General features: G+C 70.1%; 10 protein-coding genes and 1 pseudogene. 3 read left to right on the top strand and 8 right to left on the bottom strand.

The genetic code is table 11. From position 1 onward, the window contains the following. Window positions 1–11: 11 nt before the first annotated feature. Both OCU_RS37980 and OCU_RS37975 read right to left on the bottom strand, forming a co-directional pair. Window positions 12–860, bottom strand: coding sequence for an SDR family oxidoreductase (locus tag OCU_RS37980; RefSeq protein ID WP_009953032.1), 849 nt, complete (start codon window positions 858–860; stop codon window positions 12–14). 100 nt (window positions 861–960) lie between these two features. Continuing rightward, window positions 961–1,884, bottom strand: a complete 924-nt coding sequence (locus tag OCU_RS37975; protein WP_008256912.1) for an undecaprenyl-diphosphate phosphatase — start codon at window positions 1,882–1,884, stop codon at window positions 961–963. Between the two features lie 206 nt (window positions 1,885–2,090). Between OCU_RS37975 and OCU_RS37970 the strand changes: the two genes are divergently transcribed. The 3 genes from OCU_RS37970 (at window position 2,091) to OCU_RS37960 (ending at window position 8,349) form a co-directional block, all read left to right on the top strand. Continuing rightward, window positions 2,091–4,499, top strand: a complete 2,409-nt coding sequence (locus OCU_RS37970) for a CaiB/BaiF CoA-transferase family protein (protein WP_009953031.1) — start codon at window positions 2,091–2,093, stop codon at window positions 4,497–4,499. Between the two features lie 93 nt (window positions 4,500–4,592). Continuing rightward, the gene (locus OCU_RS37965) at window positions 4,593–6,077 is read left to right on the top strand and encodes an acetyl-CoA acetyltransferase (protein ID WP_009953030.1); all 1,485 of its coding nucleotides are present in this window, start codon (window positions 4,593–4,595) and stop codon (window positions 6,075–6,077) included. A 112-nt stretch (window positions 6,078–6,189) separates the two neighbouring features. Further along, window positions 6,190–8,349: an NAD-dependent epimerase/dehydratase family protein gene (locus tag OCU_RS37960; protein ID WP_009953029.1), complete on the top strand. Its 2,160-nt coding sequence runs from the start codon at window positions 6,190–6,192 to the stop codon at window positions 8,347–8,349. Here the strand turns inward: OCU_RS37960 and OCU_RS37955 are convergent. The 6 genes and pseudogenes from OCU_RS37955 to lon form a co-directional block, all read right to left on the bottom strand. Beyond that, the gene (locus tag OCU_RS37955; protein WP_009953028.1) at window positions 8,323–9,555 is read right to left on the bottom strand and encodes an NAD(P)/FAD-dependent oxidoreductase; all 1,233 of its coding nucleotides are present in this window, start codon (window positions 9,553–9,555) and stop codon (window positions 8,323–8,325) included. The two genes, OCU_RS37960 and OCU_RS37955, sit on opposite strands and share 27 nt — an antisense overlap. A 45-nt stretch (window positions 9,556–9,600) precedes the next feature. Continuing rightward, window positions 9,601–10,325 (bottom strand): annotated as a pseudogene (locus OCU_RS37950) (DUF72 domain-containing protein). Between the two features lie 6 nt (window positions 10,326–10,331). After that, a complete protein-coding gene (locus OCU_RS37945) occupies window positions 10,332–10,958 on the bottom strand; it encodes a hypothetical protein (protein ID WP_009953026.1) in 627 nt (208 codons plus the stop codon). Window positions 10,959–11,001: 43 nt separating this feature from the next. Beyond that, window positions 11,002–11,334: a TfoX/Sxy family protein gene (locus tag OCU_RS37940; protein WP_009953025.1), complete on the bottom strand. Its 333-nt coding sequence runs from the start codon at window positions 11,332–11,334 to the stop codon at window positions 11,002–11,004. An 8-nt stretch (window positions 11,335–11,342) separates the two neighbouring features. Further along, on the bottom strand, window positions 11,343–11,720 hold the full coding sequence (locus OCU_RS37935) for a nitroreductase family deazaflavin-dependent oxidoreductase (protein WP_036396652.1): 378 nt from the start codon (window positions 11,718–11,720) through the stop codon (window positions 11,343–11,345). 61 nt (window positions 11,721–11,781) lie between these two features. Continuing rightward, a complete protein-coding gene (gene lon, locus OCU_RS37930; RefSeq protein ID WP_179293458.1) occupies window positions 11,782–14,103 on the bottom strand; it encodes an endopeptidase La in 2,322 nt (773 codons plus the stop codon). Window positions 14,104–14,119 lie beyond the last annotated feature (16 nt).

Raw genomic sequence — 14,119 nt, 5'->3', positions numbered from 1 at the left:
GATCCCTCCCGCTACTCCTCGCCGCGGGCGCGGGCTTCGTACGCCTGCCGCTTTTCGACGTCGACGTCGTCGGTGAAGACGTGATCCCCGCCGAGCATCCGGTTGAGGCCCTCGGCGATGCGGCGCGGCCAGAATTTCTGGGACACCACCATCGCCCCCGCGGCCTTGGTGATCCGCACCCGCGGCTTGGGGTGGGCCACCAGCTTGACGATGGCGTCGGCGATCTCGGCGGGCTCGGCGTTGCGGAAGCCCTTGGCCCCGTCCGTGCCCGCGGTGAGCTCGGTGTTGACGAACGTCGGCAGCACCGCGGAGAACTTCACCCCGGCCGAGCGGTACTCCAGCCGGGCCGAGTCGGTGAACGCGACCACCGCGTGCTTGCTGGCGCAGTAGGTCGCCAGGCCGACGATGTAGAGCTCCCCGGCCAGGGAGGCGACGTTGATGACGTGGCCTGTGCCGCGGGGCACCATGCGCTGGGCCGCCAGCTTGCTGCCCAGGATCACGCCGTAGACGTTGATGTCCAGAATCCGCCGCGTGACCGCGTCCGGCTCGTCGACGATGCGGCCGACCGGCATGATGCCGGCGTTGTTGATCAGCACGTCGATCGGGCCGAGCCGGCGTTCGACCTGGTCGAGGAAATCGGCGAAGGAGTGCGGGTCGGTGACGTCGAGTTTGCCGTAGACGTCCAGTCCGAGGTCGGCGCCCGACTCCTTCACCCGCACCTCGTCGACGTCGCCGATGGCGACCTTGGCGCCCAGATTGTGCAGCGCGGTCGCGGTGGCCAGCCCGATTCCCCGGGCACCGCCGGTGATGACGATGACCTTTCCGCGGACTTTGAGGCCGAGGGAACCCGTGTCTGCCATGTTCGTGCCTTCCAGATTCTTGACGGGTGTCAACTAGACAATCCGGTAAGCACAGCACTCGAAGTCCGGCCGCGCAACAGCCGGTCGGACCGGGCGAGGTTCAGCGCACGGCCAGCCACACCAGGCTGGCGGCGCCGGCCAGCGCACAGTAGATCGCGAACGGGGTCAGCGTCCGGGTCTGGAAATAGCGGGTGAGGAAGCGCACGGCCAGGTAGGCGCAGACGAACGAGGCGACGCTGCCCGCCAGCACCTGGCCGCCGATGCCGGCGCCCAGCGGCCCGAAGAGCTCCGGGATCTTGTACACCCCGGCGGCCAGGATGATCGGCGTCGCGAGCAGGAAGGAGAAGCGCGCGGCGTCCTCGTGCGACAGGCCGCGCCACAGGCCGGCGACGATCGTGATCCCCGACCGGCTGATACCGGGGAACAGGGCCAGGATCTGCGCGGCCCCGATCACCAGGCCGCGCGGCAGCGGGAGCTGCGCCAGCCGCTGATCCGAGGCCTCGTCGCCGTGTTCGAGCTCCGCATCGGACGGCGCCGGCTGTCCCGGCGCGGGCGCGGGCGCGATGCGCCGGCGCAGCACCTCGCCCACGTACAGGGCGATGCCGTTGAGCAACAGGAACGTCGCCGCCGGGATCGGTTTGCCGAGCGTGGTCCGAAACAGCTGCTCGAGCGCCAGGCCGGCCAGGCCCACCGGGATGGTGCCCACCACGATCAGCCACGCCAGCCGCTCGTCGGGCGTCTGAATGCGGCGATACCGCAGCGACGAGAAGAACCCCGACAGGATGCGCAGCCAGTCGCGCCAGAAGAACAGCAGCAGGGCGGCGGCGGTGGCGACGTGAAGGCCGACGATGAACGCGAGGTAGGGCGAGTGGGGGGCCGAGACGCTGAGGTCCTGCGCCCACCGCCCGCCGACGAGTGCCGGCACCAACACCGCGTGCCCGAGGCTCGAGACCGGGAACAGCTCGGTGACGCCCTGGAACGCGCCGACCACCACGGCCTCGACGTAGCTCAAGTGCGCGGTCATAGTGGGTGCCTCCATCGGACGACGGGTCGCGGTCGGCCTGTGACGATAGCCCACGCCGCGCCGGCGCGGGTCCGCGACCGAGCGTTGCGGCTGACCCGGACGGACGGAGACCGAATCGGCTTGCCCACCTGGCCTTTTGGCCGCCTCGTCGCTCGGCCGGGCGGCTAAACGCCCGCCGTGCAGCGCCCTGACCAGGCAGGTACGGTGTGCAGATGGTCGACGGGTTGCTGGATGCCGTGCGCGTCCTCGACTTGTCGAGCGGGGTCGCCGACGTGGTGACCCGCCTGTTCGCCGATCTGGGCGCCGACGTGTTGAAGGTCGAACCGCCGGGCGGCTGCCTGGCGCGTGACGCGCTGCCGACGCTGCGCGGCGCCAGCATCCCGTTCGCCGTGCACAACGCCAACAAGCGCAGCGCGGTGCTCGACCCGTTCGACGACGAGGACTGCGCCCGCTTCCTCGATTTGGCCGCCGACGCCGACATCGTCGTGGACACCGGCGCCGACGAGCGCGGCGCCATGTTCGGAACCTCCGGCGAGGAGCTCGCCGCCCGCTACCCGCACCTGGTGGTGCTGTCGATCACCGACTTCGGCGCGACCGGCCCGCGCTCCTCGTGGCGCGCCACGGATCCGGTGCTGTACGCGATGTGCGGCGCGCTGTCACGGTCCGGCCCCACCATCGGCACCCCGGTGCTGCCGCCGGACGGCATCGCGTCGGCCACCGCGGCCGTCCAGGCGGCGTGGGCCGCGCTCGCGGCGTACTACAACCGATTGCGTTGCGGCACCGGCGATTACATCGACTTCTCGTGGTTCGACGCGGTCGTCATGGCCCTCGACCCGGCCTTCGGCGCGCACGGGCAGGCCGCCGCCGGCGTCCGGCGCACCGGGCGGTGGCGGGGCCGCCCGAAGAACCAGGACGCCTACCCGATCTACCCCTGCCGGGACGGCTACGTCCGGCTGTGCGTGATGGCGCCCCGGCAGTGGCGCGGCCTGCGGCGCTGGCTGGGGGAGCCGGAAGACTTCCAAGATCCCAAATACGACGTGATCGGCGCGCGATTCGCGGTGTGGCCGCAGATCAGCGAGCTGCTGGAGAAGCTCTTCGCCGGACAGAGCATGAAGGATCTGGTGGCCGCCGGACAGGCGCACGGGGTGCCCATCGCCGCGGTGCTGACGCCGGCGCGGATCCTGGGTTCGGATCACTTCCAGGCGGTCGGCGCGATCACCGAGGCCGAGCTCGTCCCCGGCGTGCGGACCGCCGTGCCGACCGGGTATTTCGTGGTCGACGGCCGGCGCGCGGGTTTCCGCACTCCGGTGCCCGCCGCGGGCCACGACGAACCGTACTGGCGCGGCAATCCCTCGGTGGTGCCGTCTGCCTCCGGCCGGCTCGGCGACTATCCCTTTGCGGGACTGCGGATTTTGGATCTGGGCATCATCGTCGCCGGCGGTGAGCTGAGCCGGCTGTTCGGCGACCTGGGCGCCGACGTCATCAAAATCGAGAGCGCCGATTACCCCGACGGATTGCGCCAGGCCCGCGTCGGCGAGGCCATGAGCGAGTCCTTCGCCTGGACGCACCGCAACAACCGCGGTTTCGGGCTGGACCTGCGCAGCGCCGAGGGCAAGAAGATCTTCGGCCGGCTCGTCGCCGACGCCGACGCGGTCTTCGCCAACTTCAAGCCGGGAACCCTTACCGCACTGGGGTTTTCCTACGACGAGCTGCGCGCCCTCAACCCGCGGATCGTGCTCGCCGAGAGCAGCGCGTTCGGCGACACGGGGCCGTGGAGCGCGCGACTGGGGTACGGCCCGCTCGTGCGGGCCACGACCGGCGTCACCCGGCTCTGGACGAGCGACGGCCCGGGGGAGGGGGCCGACGCGGCGCGGCACGCGTTTTACGACGCGACGACGGTGTTCCCCGACCACGTGGTCGGCCGGGTCACCGCGATCGCCGCGCTGGCCGCGCTGATCCACCGCGACCGGACGGGCAACGGCGCCCACGTCCACATCTCGCAGGCCGAAGTCGTGGTCAACCAGCTCGACACCCTGTATGTCACGCAAGCCGCGCTGGCCGCGGGCATCGACCGGATCCGGCAGGACACCAGCCTGCACGCGGTCTATCCCTGCGCCGGTGACGACGAATGGTGCGTCATCTCGATCCGAACGGACGACGAATGGCGGCGCGCCGCTTCGGTTTTCGACCACCCCGAATGGGCGGATGACCCGCGCTTCGCCACCGGCGAAGCGCGGCTGGACAATCGGGACGAATTGGTGGAACGGGTCTCGGCCTGGACCCGCACCCGCACCCCGCTGCGGGCCGCCGAACTGCTGCAGTCGGCGGGTGTTCCGGCCGGGCCGATGAACCGTCCGCCCGACATACTCGAGGACCCGCAGCTGATCGCGCGAAACGTCTACAGCGCCATGACTCATCCGCTGATCGAGAACCCGCTGCCCGCCGAGACGGGACCGGCGCCCTACCGCCACATTCCGTCGGCCCGGCGGGCCCCGGCACCTCAGCCCGGGCAGGACACCGTCGAGATCTGCCGAAACGTGCTGGGAATGAACACCACCGACATCCAGCGGCTGATCGACGACCGCGTGCTGTTCGGCCCGGCCACCGACGCCTGAGCCGCCCCGCGATCGCCCGAATGTGCGGCCGGCCGCGCGCTCGCGCCCCACTGTGCGGCGAGCCGCACGCTGGGGGTCCGATAGGTTCGACGCATGACCGCTGACCCCAGGACCCCGGTTTTGATCGGCTATGGCCAGGTCAACCACCGCGACGAGATCGATCCGGCCACGCGGTCCGTCGAGCCGATGGACCTGATGGTGGCCGCGGTCGAGCGGGCCGCCGACGCCGCGGTGATCGAGGCGGTCGACTCGATCCGGGTGGTCAACATCCTGTCGGCCCAGTATCGGGATCCCGGGCTGTTATTGGGCCAGCGCATCGGCGCCTCGGATTTCACCACGCTGTACAGCCCGGTCGGCGGCAATGTGCCGCAATCGCTGCTCAACCAGGCCTGCCTGGACATCCAGGGCGGCCGCGCTGGCGTCGTGCTGCTGGCCGGCGCCGAAACCTGGCGCACCAGGCGGGGTCTGCGGGCCCAGGGCGGCAAGCTGGTGTGGACCGAACAGGACCGCTCGGTCCCGATGGCCGAGGTGAGCGGCGACGACGTCCCGATGGCCGGCGACGCCGAGATCAGGATTTCCCTGGACCGCCCGGCCTACGTCTACCCCTTGTTCGAGCAGGCGCTGCGGGTGGCGCGCGGCGAGTCGATCGACGATCACCTCCGGCGCATCGGGGAGCTGTGGGCGCGGTTCAACGCGGTGGCGGTGGACAACCCGCACGCGTGGATCCGCACGCCGTCCAGTGCCGACGACATCCGCCGGGTGGGCCCGCGGAACCGGATGATCAGCTGGCCCTACACCAAGTTGATGAACTCCAACAACATGGTCGACCAGGGCGCGGCGCTCGTTCTGACCTCGGTCGAGCAGGCCAGGAGGCTGAAGATCCCCGCCGAACGCTGGGTGTACCCGCACGCGGGCACCGACGCGCACGACACACCGTCCATCGCCGAGCGCCACGAACTGCACCGGTCCACGGCCATCCGGATCGCCGGCGCGCGGACGCTCGAGCTGGCCGGCCTGGGCATCGACGACATCGATTACGTCGACCTGTACTCGTGCTTTCCCTCCGCGGTGCAAGTCGCGGCGGCCGAACTCGGGCTGAGCGTCGACGACCCCGCCCGGCCGCTGACCGTGACCGGCGGACTGACGTTCGCCGGCGGCCCGTGGAGCAACTACGTGATGCATTCGATAGCAACCATGGCGGAGTTGCTGGTGGCCAATCCGGGCCGGCGCGGTCTGATCACCGCCAACGGCGGCTACCTGACCAAACACAGCTTCGGTGTCTACGGCACCGAACCGCCGGCCGAATTCCGTTGGGAGGACACGCAACCAGAGGTCGACGCGGAGCCGACGACCGACGCGGTGGTGGAATGGGAAGGCGTGGGCACCCTCGAGGCGTGGACGACGCCGTATGACCGCGAGGGACGGCCGGAAAAGGCCTTTCTGGCGGTGCGCACCCCCGACGGGTCGCGCGCGCTGGCCGTGGTCACCGACGCCGACGCGGTGCAGGCCTCGGTGCGTGAAGATCTCGGTGGCGCCAAGGTCGCCGTCGCCGCGGACGGCAGCGCGACGCTGCGCTAGCCCCGTCACCCGTATGGCGCCAGGTCAACGGCGCCGATCCTGGGTAACGGTCGCGTAGCCTATGCCGACTTGCCTATTGTTGAGTGCTGAGGGTTGGGGGAGGTGAGCCCAGGTGCACATCCTGGTTACCGACGCCACCGGCGCACTCGGGCGCCTGGTCGCTGGGCAGCTCATCGCTGCCGGGCACACGGTCACAGGCATTGCTGAGCTCCCGCATCCCTGCCTCGACCGCAACGTCGAATTTGTTTGCGCATCGCTGCGCGACCGCGTCTTGCGGGAACTCACCGACGAGGCCGACGCGGTCATCCACCTGGCACCCATCGACCCCACCGCGCCCGGCAGCGCCGGCATGGACGGGCTGGCGCGGGTCACCGATGCGGCCGCGCGCGCCGGCTCCCGCCTGGTGTTCGTGTCGCAGGCCGCGGGACGGCCCGAGTTGTATCGGCCTGCCGAGGACCTGGTGTCCTCGAGCTGGGGCCCCACCGCGGTCATCCGGATCGCGCCACCGGTCGGGCGCCAGCTCGACTGGATGGTGTGCCGCACCGTGGCCACGCTGTTGCGCAGCAAGGTGTCCGCGCAGCCCATGCGCGTGCTGCACCTCGACGACCTGATGCGCTTTTTGGTCCTGGCGATGGATACCGACCGCACCGGTGTGGTGGACCTCGCCAGCCCGGACACCGTCAACATGGTCACCGCCTGGCGCGTGTTGCGAGCCGCCGACCCGCGCATCCGGCCGCATCGGGTGCGCAGCTGGGCCCAGCTGACGCCGGAGTTCGATGTCGCTGCGGCACAAGAGGACTGGATGTTCTCATACGGCTGGCACGCGCTGGACGCCGTCGCCGACACCGCGCGGGGACTCGTCGGGCGCCGGCTGGACACCGCCGGCGCGATCAACCAGGGGGGACAGCTCGCGCTGCCCGTCGAGGTGCTGCCGCAATCTCGGCGACCGGCCGGTGACGACGTGCGCACGGCCGCGCCGGAAGGCCTGGAGGGCGAATTCGACGATCAGATCGATTCGCGGTTCCCGGTTTTCAGCGGCGCCGCACTGGCCGAGGCGCTGCCCGGACCGCTCACCCCCATCACGCTGGACGTCCAATTGAGCGGGCTGCGCGCCGCGAGCCGGGTGCTGGGACAGGCGCTCGCCCTCGGCGGCGTCGCCGATGCCGAATGGGGCAGCAGGGCCATCGCGGTGTTCGGCCACCGCGCCTACGTCGGCGTGTCGGTCAACATGGTCGCGGCCAGCCAGCTGCCCGGCTGGGACCAGGACGCCGTCGCCCGCAACGCCCTCGTTGACCAGCCCCAGGTCGGCGATCCGCTGCCGTTCGGCGAGCCGGCCTGGACGGCCGGGGCGCTCGGCTCGGTCGCCAAGGCCGTCGCCGCGGGGCGGTCGGTCGCGCTCCTGCGTCACCTGCGGGCCGACACCCGGGCGTATTGCGCCGCCGCGGAAGCAGAGCACCTCGACGCCGCCCAACTGGCGTTGCTGCCCGAAGCGGCCCTGGAAGTGCGGCTGCGGCTGTTGCGCGACCGCATCCACCAGGGCTGGATCCTCAACGCGCTCTGGTTGATCGACACCGGCGTCACCGCCGCGGCGCTGCCGCGCAGCCAGGCGGGGCGCAGCGTGCCCGGGATCAGCATGATCACCGACAGCGGACTCGTCGCGGCGGAGACGGCCGAGCTGGCGTCGGCGCTGCGGGCCGACCCGCCGTTGCGCGCGCTGGCCGCCGAGGGCAACCTCGCGAGCATTCGTGCGCTGTCGCCGAAGACCGCCGCCATTGTGGACGCGGTCGTCGCACGAATCGGGCACCGCGGTCCGGGCGAGGCCGAGCTGGCCAGCAAGACCTTCGCCGACGACCCGACGATGTTGCTGACCGCCGCGGCAGGGGCCGCACCCCCCGAGCCCACGCCCGCCACATTGGCCGAGCGGCTTACCGCCAACGCGCGCGGTTCGCGGGAGCTGGCCCACGACACCACGATGCGGTTCACGCACGAACTGCGGATGACGTTGCGCGCGTTGGGATCTCTGCGCGTCGAGGCGGACCTGATCGACGCCGTCGACGACATGTACTACCTGACGTGCAATGAACTGGTCACGATGCCGGGCGACGCACGGCTGCGGATCAAACGCCGCCGCACCGAACGCGAACGCCTGCAGGCGCAGTTCCCACCCGACGTTATCGACGGGGCCTGGGCGCCCGTCCCGCACAGCCCCGACGACTCCGGCGCCGGGACCACCGCCGAGGATGGCTCAGCCGAGCAGCTCGCCCAGGGGTGACCGCGGGTCGGCCAGCTTGTCGGGGTCGACGGCGGCCTTCGACCGGATCAGCGCTTTGACGTCGTCGAGCACATCCCAGATATTGACGTTCATCCCGGCCAGCACCCGGTGGTCGCCGTCGAGCCAGAACGCGACGAACTCCCGGCCGGCGACGTCACCGCGAAACACCACCCGCTCGAAGCTGGGGGCGTGTCCCACGTACTCCATCCCGAGGTCGTATTGATCGGTGAAGAAATAGGGCAGCTCCGCGTATTCGCCTGGTGTGCCCAGCATCCCGGCCGCCGCCACGGCGGGCTGCTTGAGCGCGTTGGCCCAGTGCTCGGTGCGGATGCGGGTGCCCAACAGCGGGTGTTCGGCGGCCGCGATGTCGCCGACCGCATAGATGTCGGGATCGCTGGTGCGCAACGAGGCGTCGACGAGCACCCCGCCGTCGCCCAGGGAGAGCCCGGCCTGCTCGGCGAGTTCGACGTTGGGCTTGGCGCCGACGGCCACCAGCACGGCGTCGGCGGCCACCGTCGATCCGTCCCGCATCCGCAGGCCGGTGGCCGAGCCGTCGGCCCTGGTGATCTCCGCGACCTGCGTCTCGAGGCGAAGATCCACCCCGTGCTCGCGGTGCAGGGTGGCGAACACCTCGCCGACGGTCTCGCCCAGCGCGGCCAGCAGCGGCTGCCTGGCGGTTTCCACCACGGTGACGTTGACACCTCGCTGGCGCGCACCCGCCGCCACTTCCAGCCCGATCCACCCGGCGCCCACGACCGCGAGCGAAGCGCCTTCGGACAGAACGTCATTCAATGCCACGGCGTCTTCGTAGGTGCGTAGGTAATGCACACCGGGGGAGTCCGCCCCCGGTATCGGGGGCCGGCGCGAGGCCGATCCCGTGGCCAGCAACAGCTTGTCGTAGCCGACCGTGGTGCCGTCGGGAAGCCCTACCGTGTGGGCGGCGGCATCCAGGGTGCTCACCCGCGTGTTGAGCCGCAGGTCGACGTTGTGGTCGCGGTACCAGTCGGAGTTCTGCACGGTGAAATCGGTCAGCGACTTTTTGCCGGCCAGATACTCCTTCGACAGCGGCGGCCGCTCGTAGGGCAGATGTTCCTCGTCGGCGAACACAATGATGTGCCCATCAAAATCGTTGTCGCGCAAAGCTTCTACGGCTTTGGCGGCCGCGAGTCCGCCGCCGATGATGACGAAGCTGGTCGAGTTGGCCATGGATGGGGCTCCGTTCTGTGGAATTTTCAGCCTACTCGCGGGCGCTCAGCCCAACAGCTCGCGCAGGTCGAGAGCGTTGCGGACCGCGTGCCCGCCCAGGTCGTTGTTGAAATACATCCACACGTCCTTCCCTTCACCGTCCCAAGCGGTGAGCCGCTCGGCCCAGCGCCGCAGATCGTCAGCGGTGTAGGAACCGGCGTAATTGGCCTCGGGATCCGGCCGTGCATCCGGATGTACACCAGATCGGTCGTCGCGCGGGGAATGCACTCGAGCCCCAGCCCACTCATCACCACATACGCGGCGCGATGGCGTTCCAGCAGCTCGAACACCGCGGGGTCATTCCACGACGGGTGCCGCAGTTCGACGGCGACGCGGATCGACGCGGGCATGAGTTGCAGGAACGAGTCCAGGCGCGCGTCATCGCGCTGCTGTTCGGGGTGCAGCTGCACCAGCAGCACGCCGTGGCGATCACCCAGCAGCTGCCAGCAGCGTTCGAATCGTTCGATCCACGGTTCGGGGGAGGCCAGCCGGCGGTAGTGCGTCAAGCCGCGATGCGCCTTGACCGACATGGTGAAGCCGTCCGGCAGCTGATCGCGCCAACCCTTGAACGTCGAATCCTTGGGCCACCGGTAGAAACTCGCGTTCAGCTCGACGGTGTCGAACGCCTCGACGTAGCGGGCGAGCCGGCGCGCCGACGGCGTTCCCGGCGGATACAACACATTGATCCAGTGGTTGTACGACCACCCCGAGGTACCGATTCGTATGGTCACCGCGGCTCAGCCGGCCACCCGCTGACGCACATCGGCGTCCAGCGACGCCCTGACCAACGCGGCGGCCAGTCGCGCATTGGCCTGCGGCGCAAGGCTTCCCAGTTTCTTCGGTTCGGCGGGCAGGCCAAATCGCTTGGCGGTGCCGGTGGCGCGGTCATCGAAATACGGCCGCACCCAGGTCCACACGTCCTGCACCTCGCGCAGGTAGATGTCGGCGCCCGTGTCGCCGATTCCCTTGAACTTCTTGAGCATCCGTTTCGCGGTGGCCACGTCATGCCCGCTGCGATCGGCCAATTCGCGCATGTCGCCGGAGTAGTCGTCGCGAAGTCGTTCGGCCATATCGGTGAGCCGGGTGGCCGAGCTCTCGTCGTAACGCACGTAGTGCGCGCGCCCAAAGGCGTCGATCATGGTTTTCCGGTCCGAGGCCAGCACGGCCTTGGGAGTCCGCAGGCCCGCCTTGAAGAGTTCGCGCGCGGCGGCCGTGGCGATGGTCGCATCGATCGGCTTGCTGGCCAGCATGCACAGCACCAAAAGCTGGAACAGCGGCATCGGCTTGTCGCTCAGCGTGATGCGCGCCTGCGCCGCGTAGGTGGTGCCCGCCACGTCGAGCAGTCGTCGCACCCGCTTGTCCATACCGCACCGCGTACCCCCACGCCGCGACGGCAAACCGCGCCCGCTATTTGGGCGGCAGGCTGCGCGCGTGGTCGACCCCGCGTTTGACCCAACTGTGAAGCTGGCGTTTGGTTTGCACCCCGGCGGCCTCGACGCGCAACCAGCCCCGGGCTTCCCGTCCGGCCATCACCATGGGGCTGACGTGCGCGCGCCCGGCGAGTTTGTCGGTGTCCTCGCGCGGCACCCGCACCAACAGTCCGCCCTGGCCGCTGACGGCCACCGACATGTTGCCGTTGACCAGGAACGCCAGGCCGCCGAACATGCGCTTCTCGTCGATGCCGGGCCGGCCCGCGAGGAGTTCGCGGATCCGGTTGGCCAGGTCTTCGTCGTAGGCCATCCGCGGGTTCAGTCCAGGTCGACCCGGACGGTGAGCAGGTCGCTGCCCATCAGCCGCACCATCGCGCTGTTCAGCCTTGGCAGGTTGCCCAGGCGCTGCACCGCGTCGTCGTCGGGCAGGAGGTGGGCGGTGCCGTTGCGCCACGTGCCGCCAACACGCACCCGCACAGCCGGATTGGCCTTGATATTGCGGACGTAATCCGAGTGCTCGCCGTGTTCGGAGACCATCCAGAACTGGTTGTCCACCACGCGCCCGCCCACCGCGGTGCGCCGCGGCTGCCCGCTCTTGCGTCCGGTGGTTTCGAGCATGGTCATCGGCAGCTGCCGGCCGACCGGGTTGACCAGCAGGCGTTGAACACGGTGGACCACTTGTCGTTTGAGAGTCACGGGTTCATTCAACGCCGGGCGTGACCGCGGGGAAAGCCCCGGGTCACGCCCGGCGCCCCGATCAGGCCGCGGCCGTGGCGGCCGAGGCCGCCGGTTCGAGCGCCTGGGCCACGATCTCGGCGACGTCGGTCATGGGCCGCACGTCCAGCGCCTCGAGCACCTCGGCGGGCACGTCATCGAGATCCGGCTCGTTGCGCTGCGGAATGAAAACCGTTGACAGCCCGGCACGTTGGGCGGCCAGCAGCTTTTGCTTCACCCCGCCGATGGGCAGCACCCGGCCGTTCAGCGTGACCTCTCCGGTCATGCCGACGTCGGAGCGGACCTGGCGTCCGGTGGCCATCGAGACCAAGGCGGTCACCATGGTGACACCGGCCGACGGGCCGTCCTTGGGCACCGCCCCCGCGGGCACGTGGACGTGGATGCGCCGGTCCAGCGTCTTGGGATCCACACCGAGCTCGGCGGCGTGCGAGCGCACGTAGGACAGCGCGATCTGCGCCGACTCCTTCATCACGTCGCCCAATTGACCCGTCAGTTGCAGGCCCGGGTCACCGTCGGTGGAGCCGGCCTCGATGTAGAGCACGTCGCCACCGAGGCCGGTGACGGCCAGGCCGGTGGCCACACCGGGCACCGCCGTGCGTTCGGCCGATTCCGGCATGAACCGCGGACGGCCCAGGTAGTCAACCAGATCCGGCTCGTCGATGGTGATCGGTCGCGGATCGTCAACCAGCTTGGTGGTCGCCTTGCGCAGCGCCTTGGCCAGCAGCCGTTCGAACTGTCGCACACCGGGCTCGCGGGTGTAGTCGGCGGCGATCTTGCGCAGCGCCGCGTCGCTCACCGCCACCTCGTCCTCGGTCAGCGCCGCGCGGTCCCGCTGCCGGGGCAGCAGGTAGTCCCGCGCGATGGCGACCTTGTCGTCCTCGGTGTAGCCGTCGATGGCCACCAGCTCCATACGATCCAGCAAGGCCGACGGGATGTTCTCGATCACGTTGGCCGTCGCCAAAAACACCACATCGGACAGGTCCAGGTCCAGATCCAGGTAGTGGTCGCGGAAGGTGTGGTTCTGCGCCGGGTCGAGCACCTCGAGCAGCGCCGCGCTCGGATCGCCGCGGTAGTCGGAACCGACCTTGTCGATTTCGTCCAGCAGCACAACGGGATTCATCGATCCCGCCTCACCGATCGCGCGCACGATCCGGCCCGGCAACGCGCCCACGTAGGTACGACGGTGCCCGCGGATCTCGGCCTCGTCGCGCACACCGCCCAGGGCGACGCGCACGAACTTGCGGCCCAACGCCCGGGCCACGCTCTCGCCCAGCGACGTCTTGCCGACGCCGGGGGGACCGGCCAGCACCATCACCGCACCGGAGCCGCGCCCGCCGACCACCTGCAGCCCGCGTTGGGCGCGGCGCGCCCGCACGGCCAGGTACTCGACGATGCGATCCTTGACGTCGTCCAGCCCGTGGTGATCGGCGTCCAGGACTTCCCGCGCCGCCTTGAGGTCGGTGGAGTCCTCGGTCTTGACGTTCCACGGCAGGTCGAGCACGGTGTCCAGCCAGGTGCGAATCCAGCCGCTCTCCGGGCTCTGGTCGCTCGAGCGTTCCAGCTTGCCGACCTCGCGCAGCGCGGCCTCGCGCACCTTCTCGGGCAGCTCGGCGGCCTCGACGCGGGCGCGGTAGTCGTCCGAACCATCGGGTTCGCCCTCGCCCAATTCCTTGCGGATGGCGGCCAGCTGCTGACGCAGCAGGAACTCCTTCTGCGTCTTCTCCATGCCCTCGCGCACGTCCTCGGCGATCTTGTCGCTGACCTCGACCTCGGCGAGGTGGTCGCTGGTCCAGTCGATCAGCACGCGCAGCCGCTCGGCGACGTCGACCGTCTCCAGCAGCTGGCGCTTCTGCGCGTTGCTCAGGTAGGACGCGTACCCCGAGGTGTCGGCCAGCGCCGACGGATCGGACAGCCGGTTGACGTAATCGATGATCTCCCAGGCCTCGCGTCGTTGCAGCATGGCCAGCAGCAGCTTCTTGTACTCCGCGGTCAGCGCCTTGACCTCGTCGGTCGCCTCGGCCTCGGGGACCTCGGTCACCTCGACCCATAGCGCCGCCCCGGGGCCGGATGCGCCCGCCCCGATCTGTGCCCGGCGCTCGCCGCGCACCACCGCGGCGGTGCCGCCACCGGCGATGCGCCCGACCTGCAGGATCTTCGCGATCACGCCGTGGGAGGGATACCGGTCCTCGAGCCGGGGGGCGATCAGCAGCTGTCCCGACTCGCTGGCCTGGGCGGCGTCGATCGCCGCGCGGGCCGCGTCGTCCAGCGCGATCGGCACCACCATTCCGGGCAGCACGATGGTGTCGGTGACAAACAGCACCGGCACCGACTTGGCTTCAGCCATCAAATCCTCCAAAAGT

The sequence above is a fragment of the Mycobacterium intracellulare ATCC 13950 genome, from assembly GCF_000277125.1.
GTDB classification, from domain to species: Bacteria; Actinomycetota; Actinomycetes; order Mycobacteriales; family Mycobacteriaceae; genus Mycobacterium; species Mycobacterium intracellulare.
Note: the sequence above shows the minus strand (reverse complement) of the source record. Positions and strands in the feature narration are given on the sequence as shown.

Excerpts from the sequence above, each read along its gene's own strand:
- OCU_RS37945 (WP_009953026.1), bottom strand. The coding sequence starts at position 10,958 with ATGGACAAGCGGGTGCGACGACTGCTCGACGTGGCGGGCACCACCTAC.
- OCU_RS37965 (WP_009953030.1), top strand. The coding sequence starts at position 4,593 with ATGACCGCTGACCCCAGGACCCCGGTTTTGATCGGCTATGGCCAGGTC.
- OCU_RS37980 (WP_009953032.1), bottom strand. The coding sequence starts at position 860 with ATGGCAGACACGGGTTCCCTCGGCCTCAAAGTCCGCGGAAAGGTCATC.
- OCU_RS37940 (WP_009953025.1), bottom strand. The coding sequence starts at position 11,334 with ATGGCCTACGACGAAGACCTGGCCAACCGGATCCGCGAACTCCTCGCG.
- lon (WP_179293458.1), bottom strand. The coding sequence starts at position 14,103 with ATGGCTGAAGCCAAGTCGGTGCCGGTGCTGTTTGTCACCGACACCATC.
- OCU_RS37955 (WP_009953028.1), bottom strand. The coding sequence starts at position 9,555 with ATGGCCAACTCGACCAGCTTCGTCATCATCGGCGGCGGACTCGCGGCC.
- OCU_RS37975 (WP_008256912.1), bottom strand. The coding sequence starts at position 1,884 with ATGACCGCGCACTTGAGCTACGTCGAGGCCGTGGTGGTCGGCGCGTTC.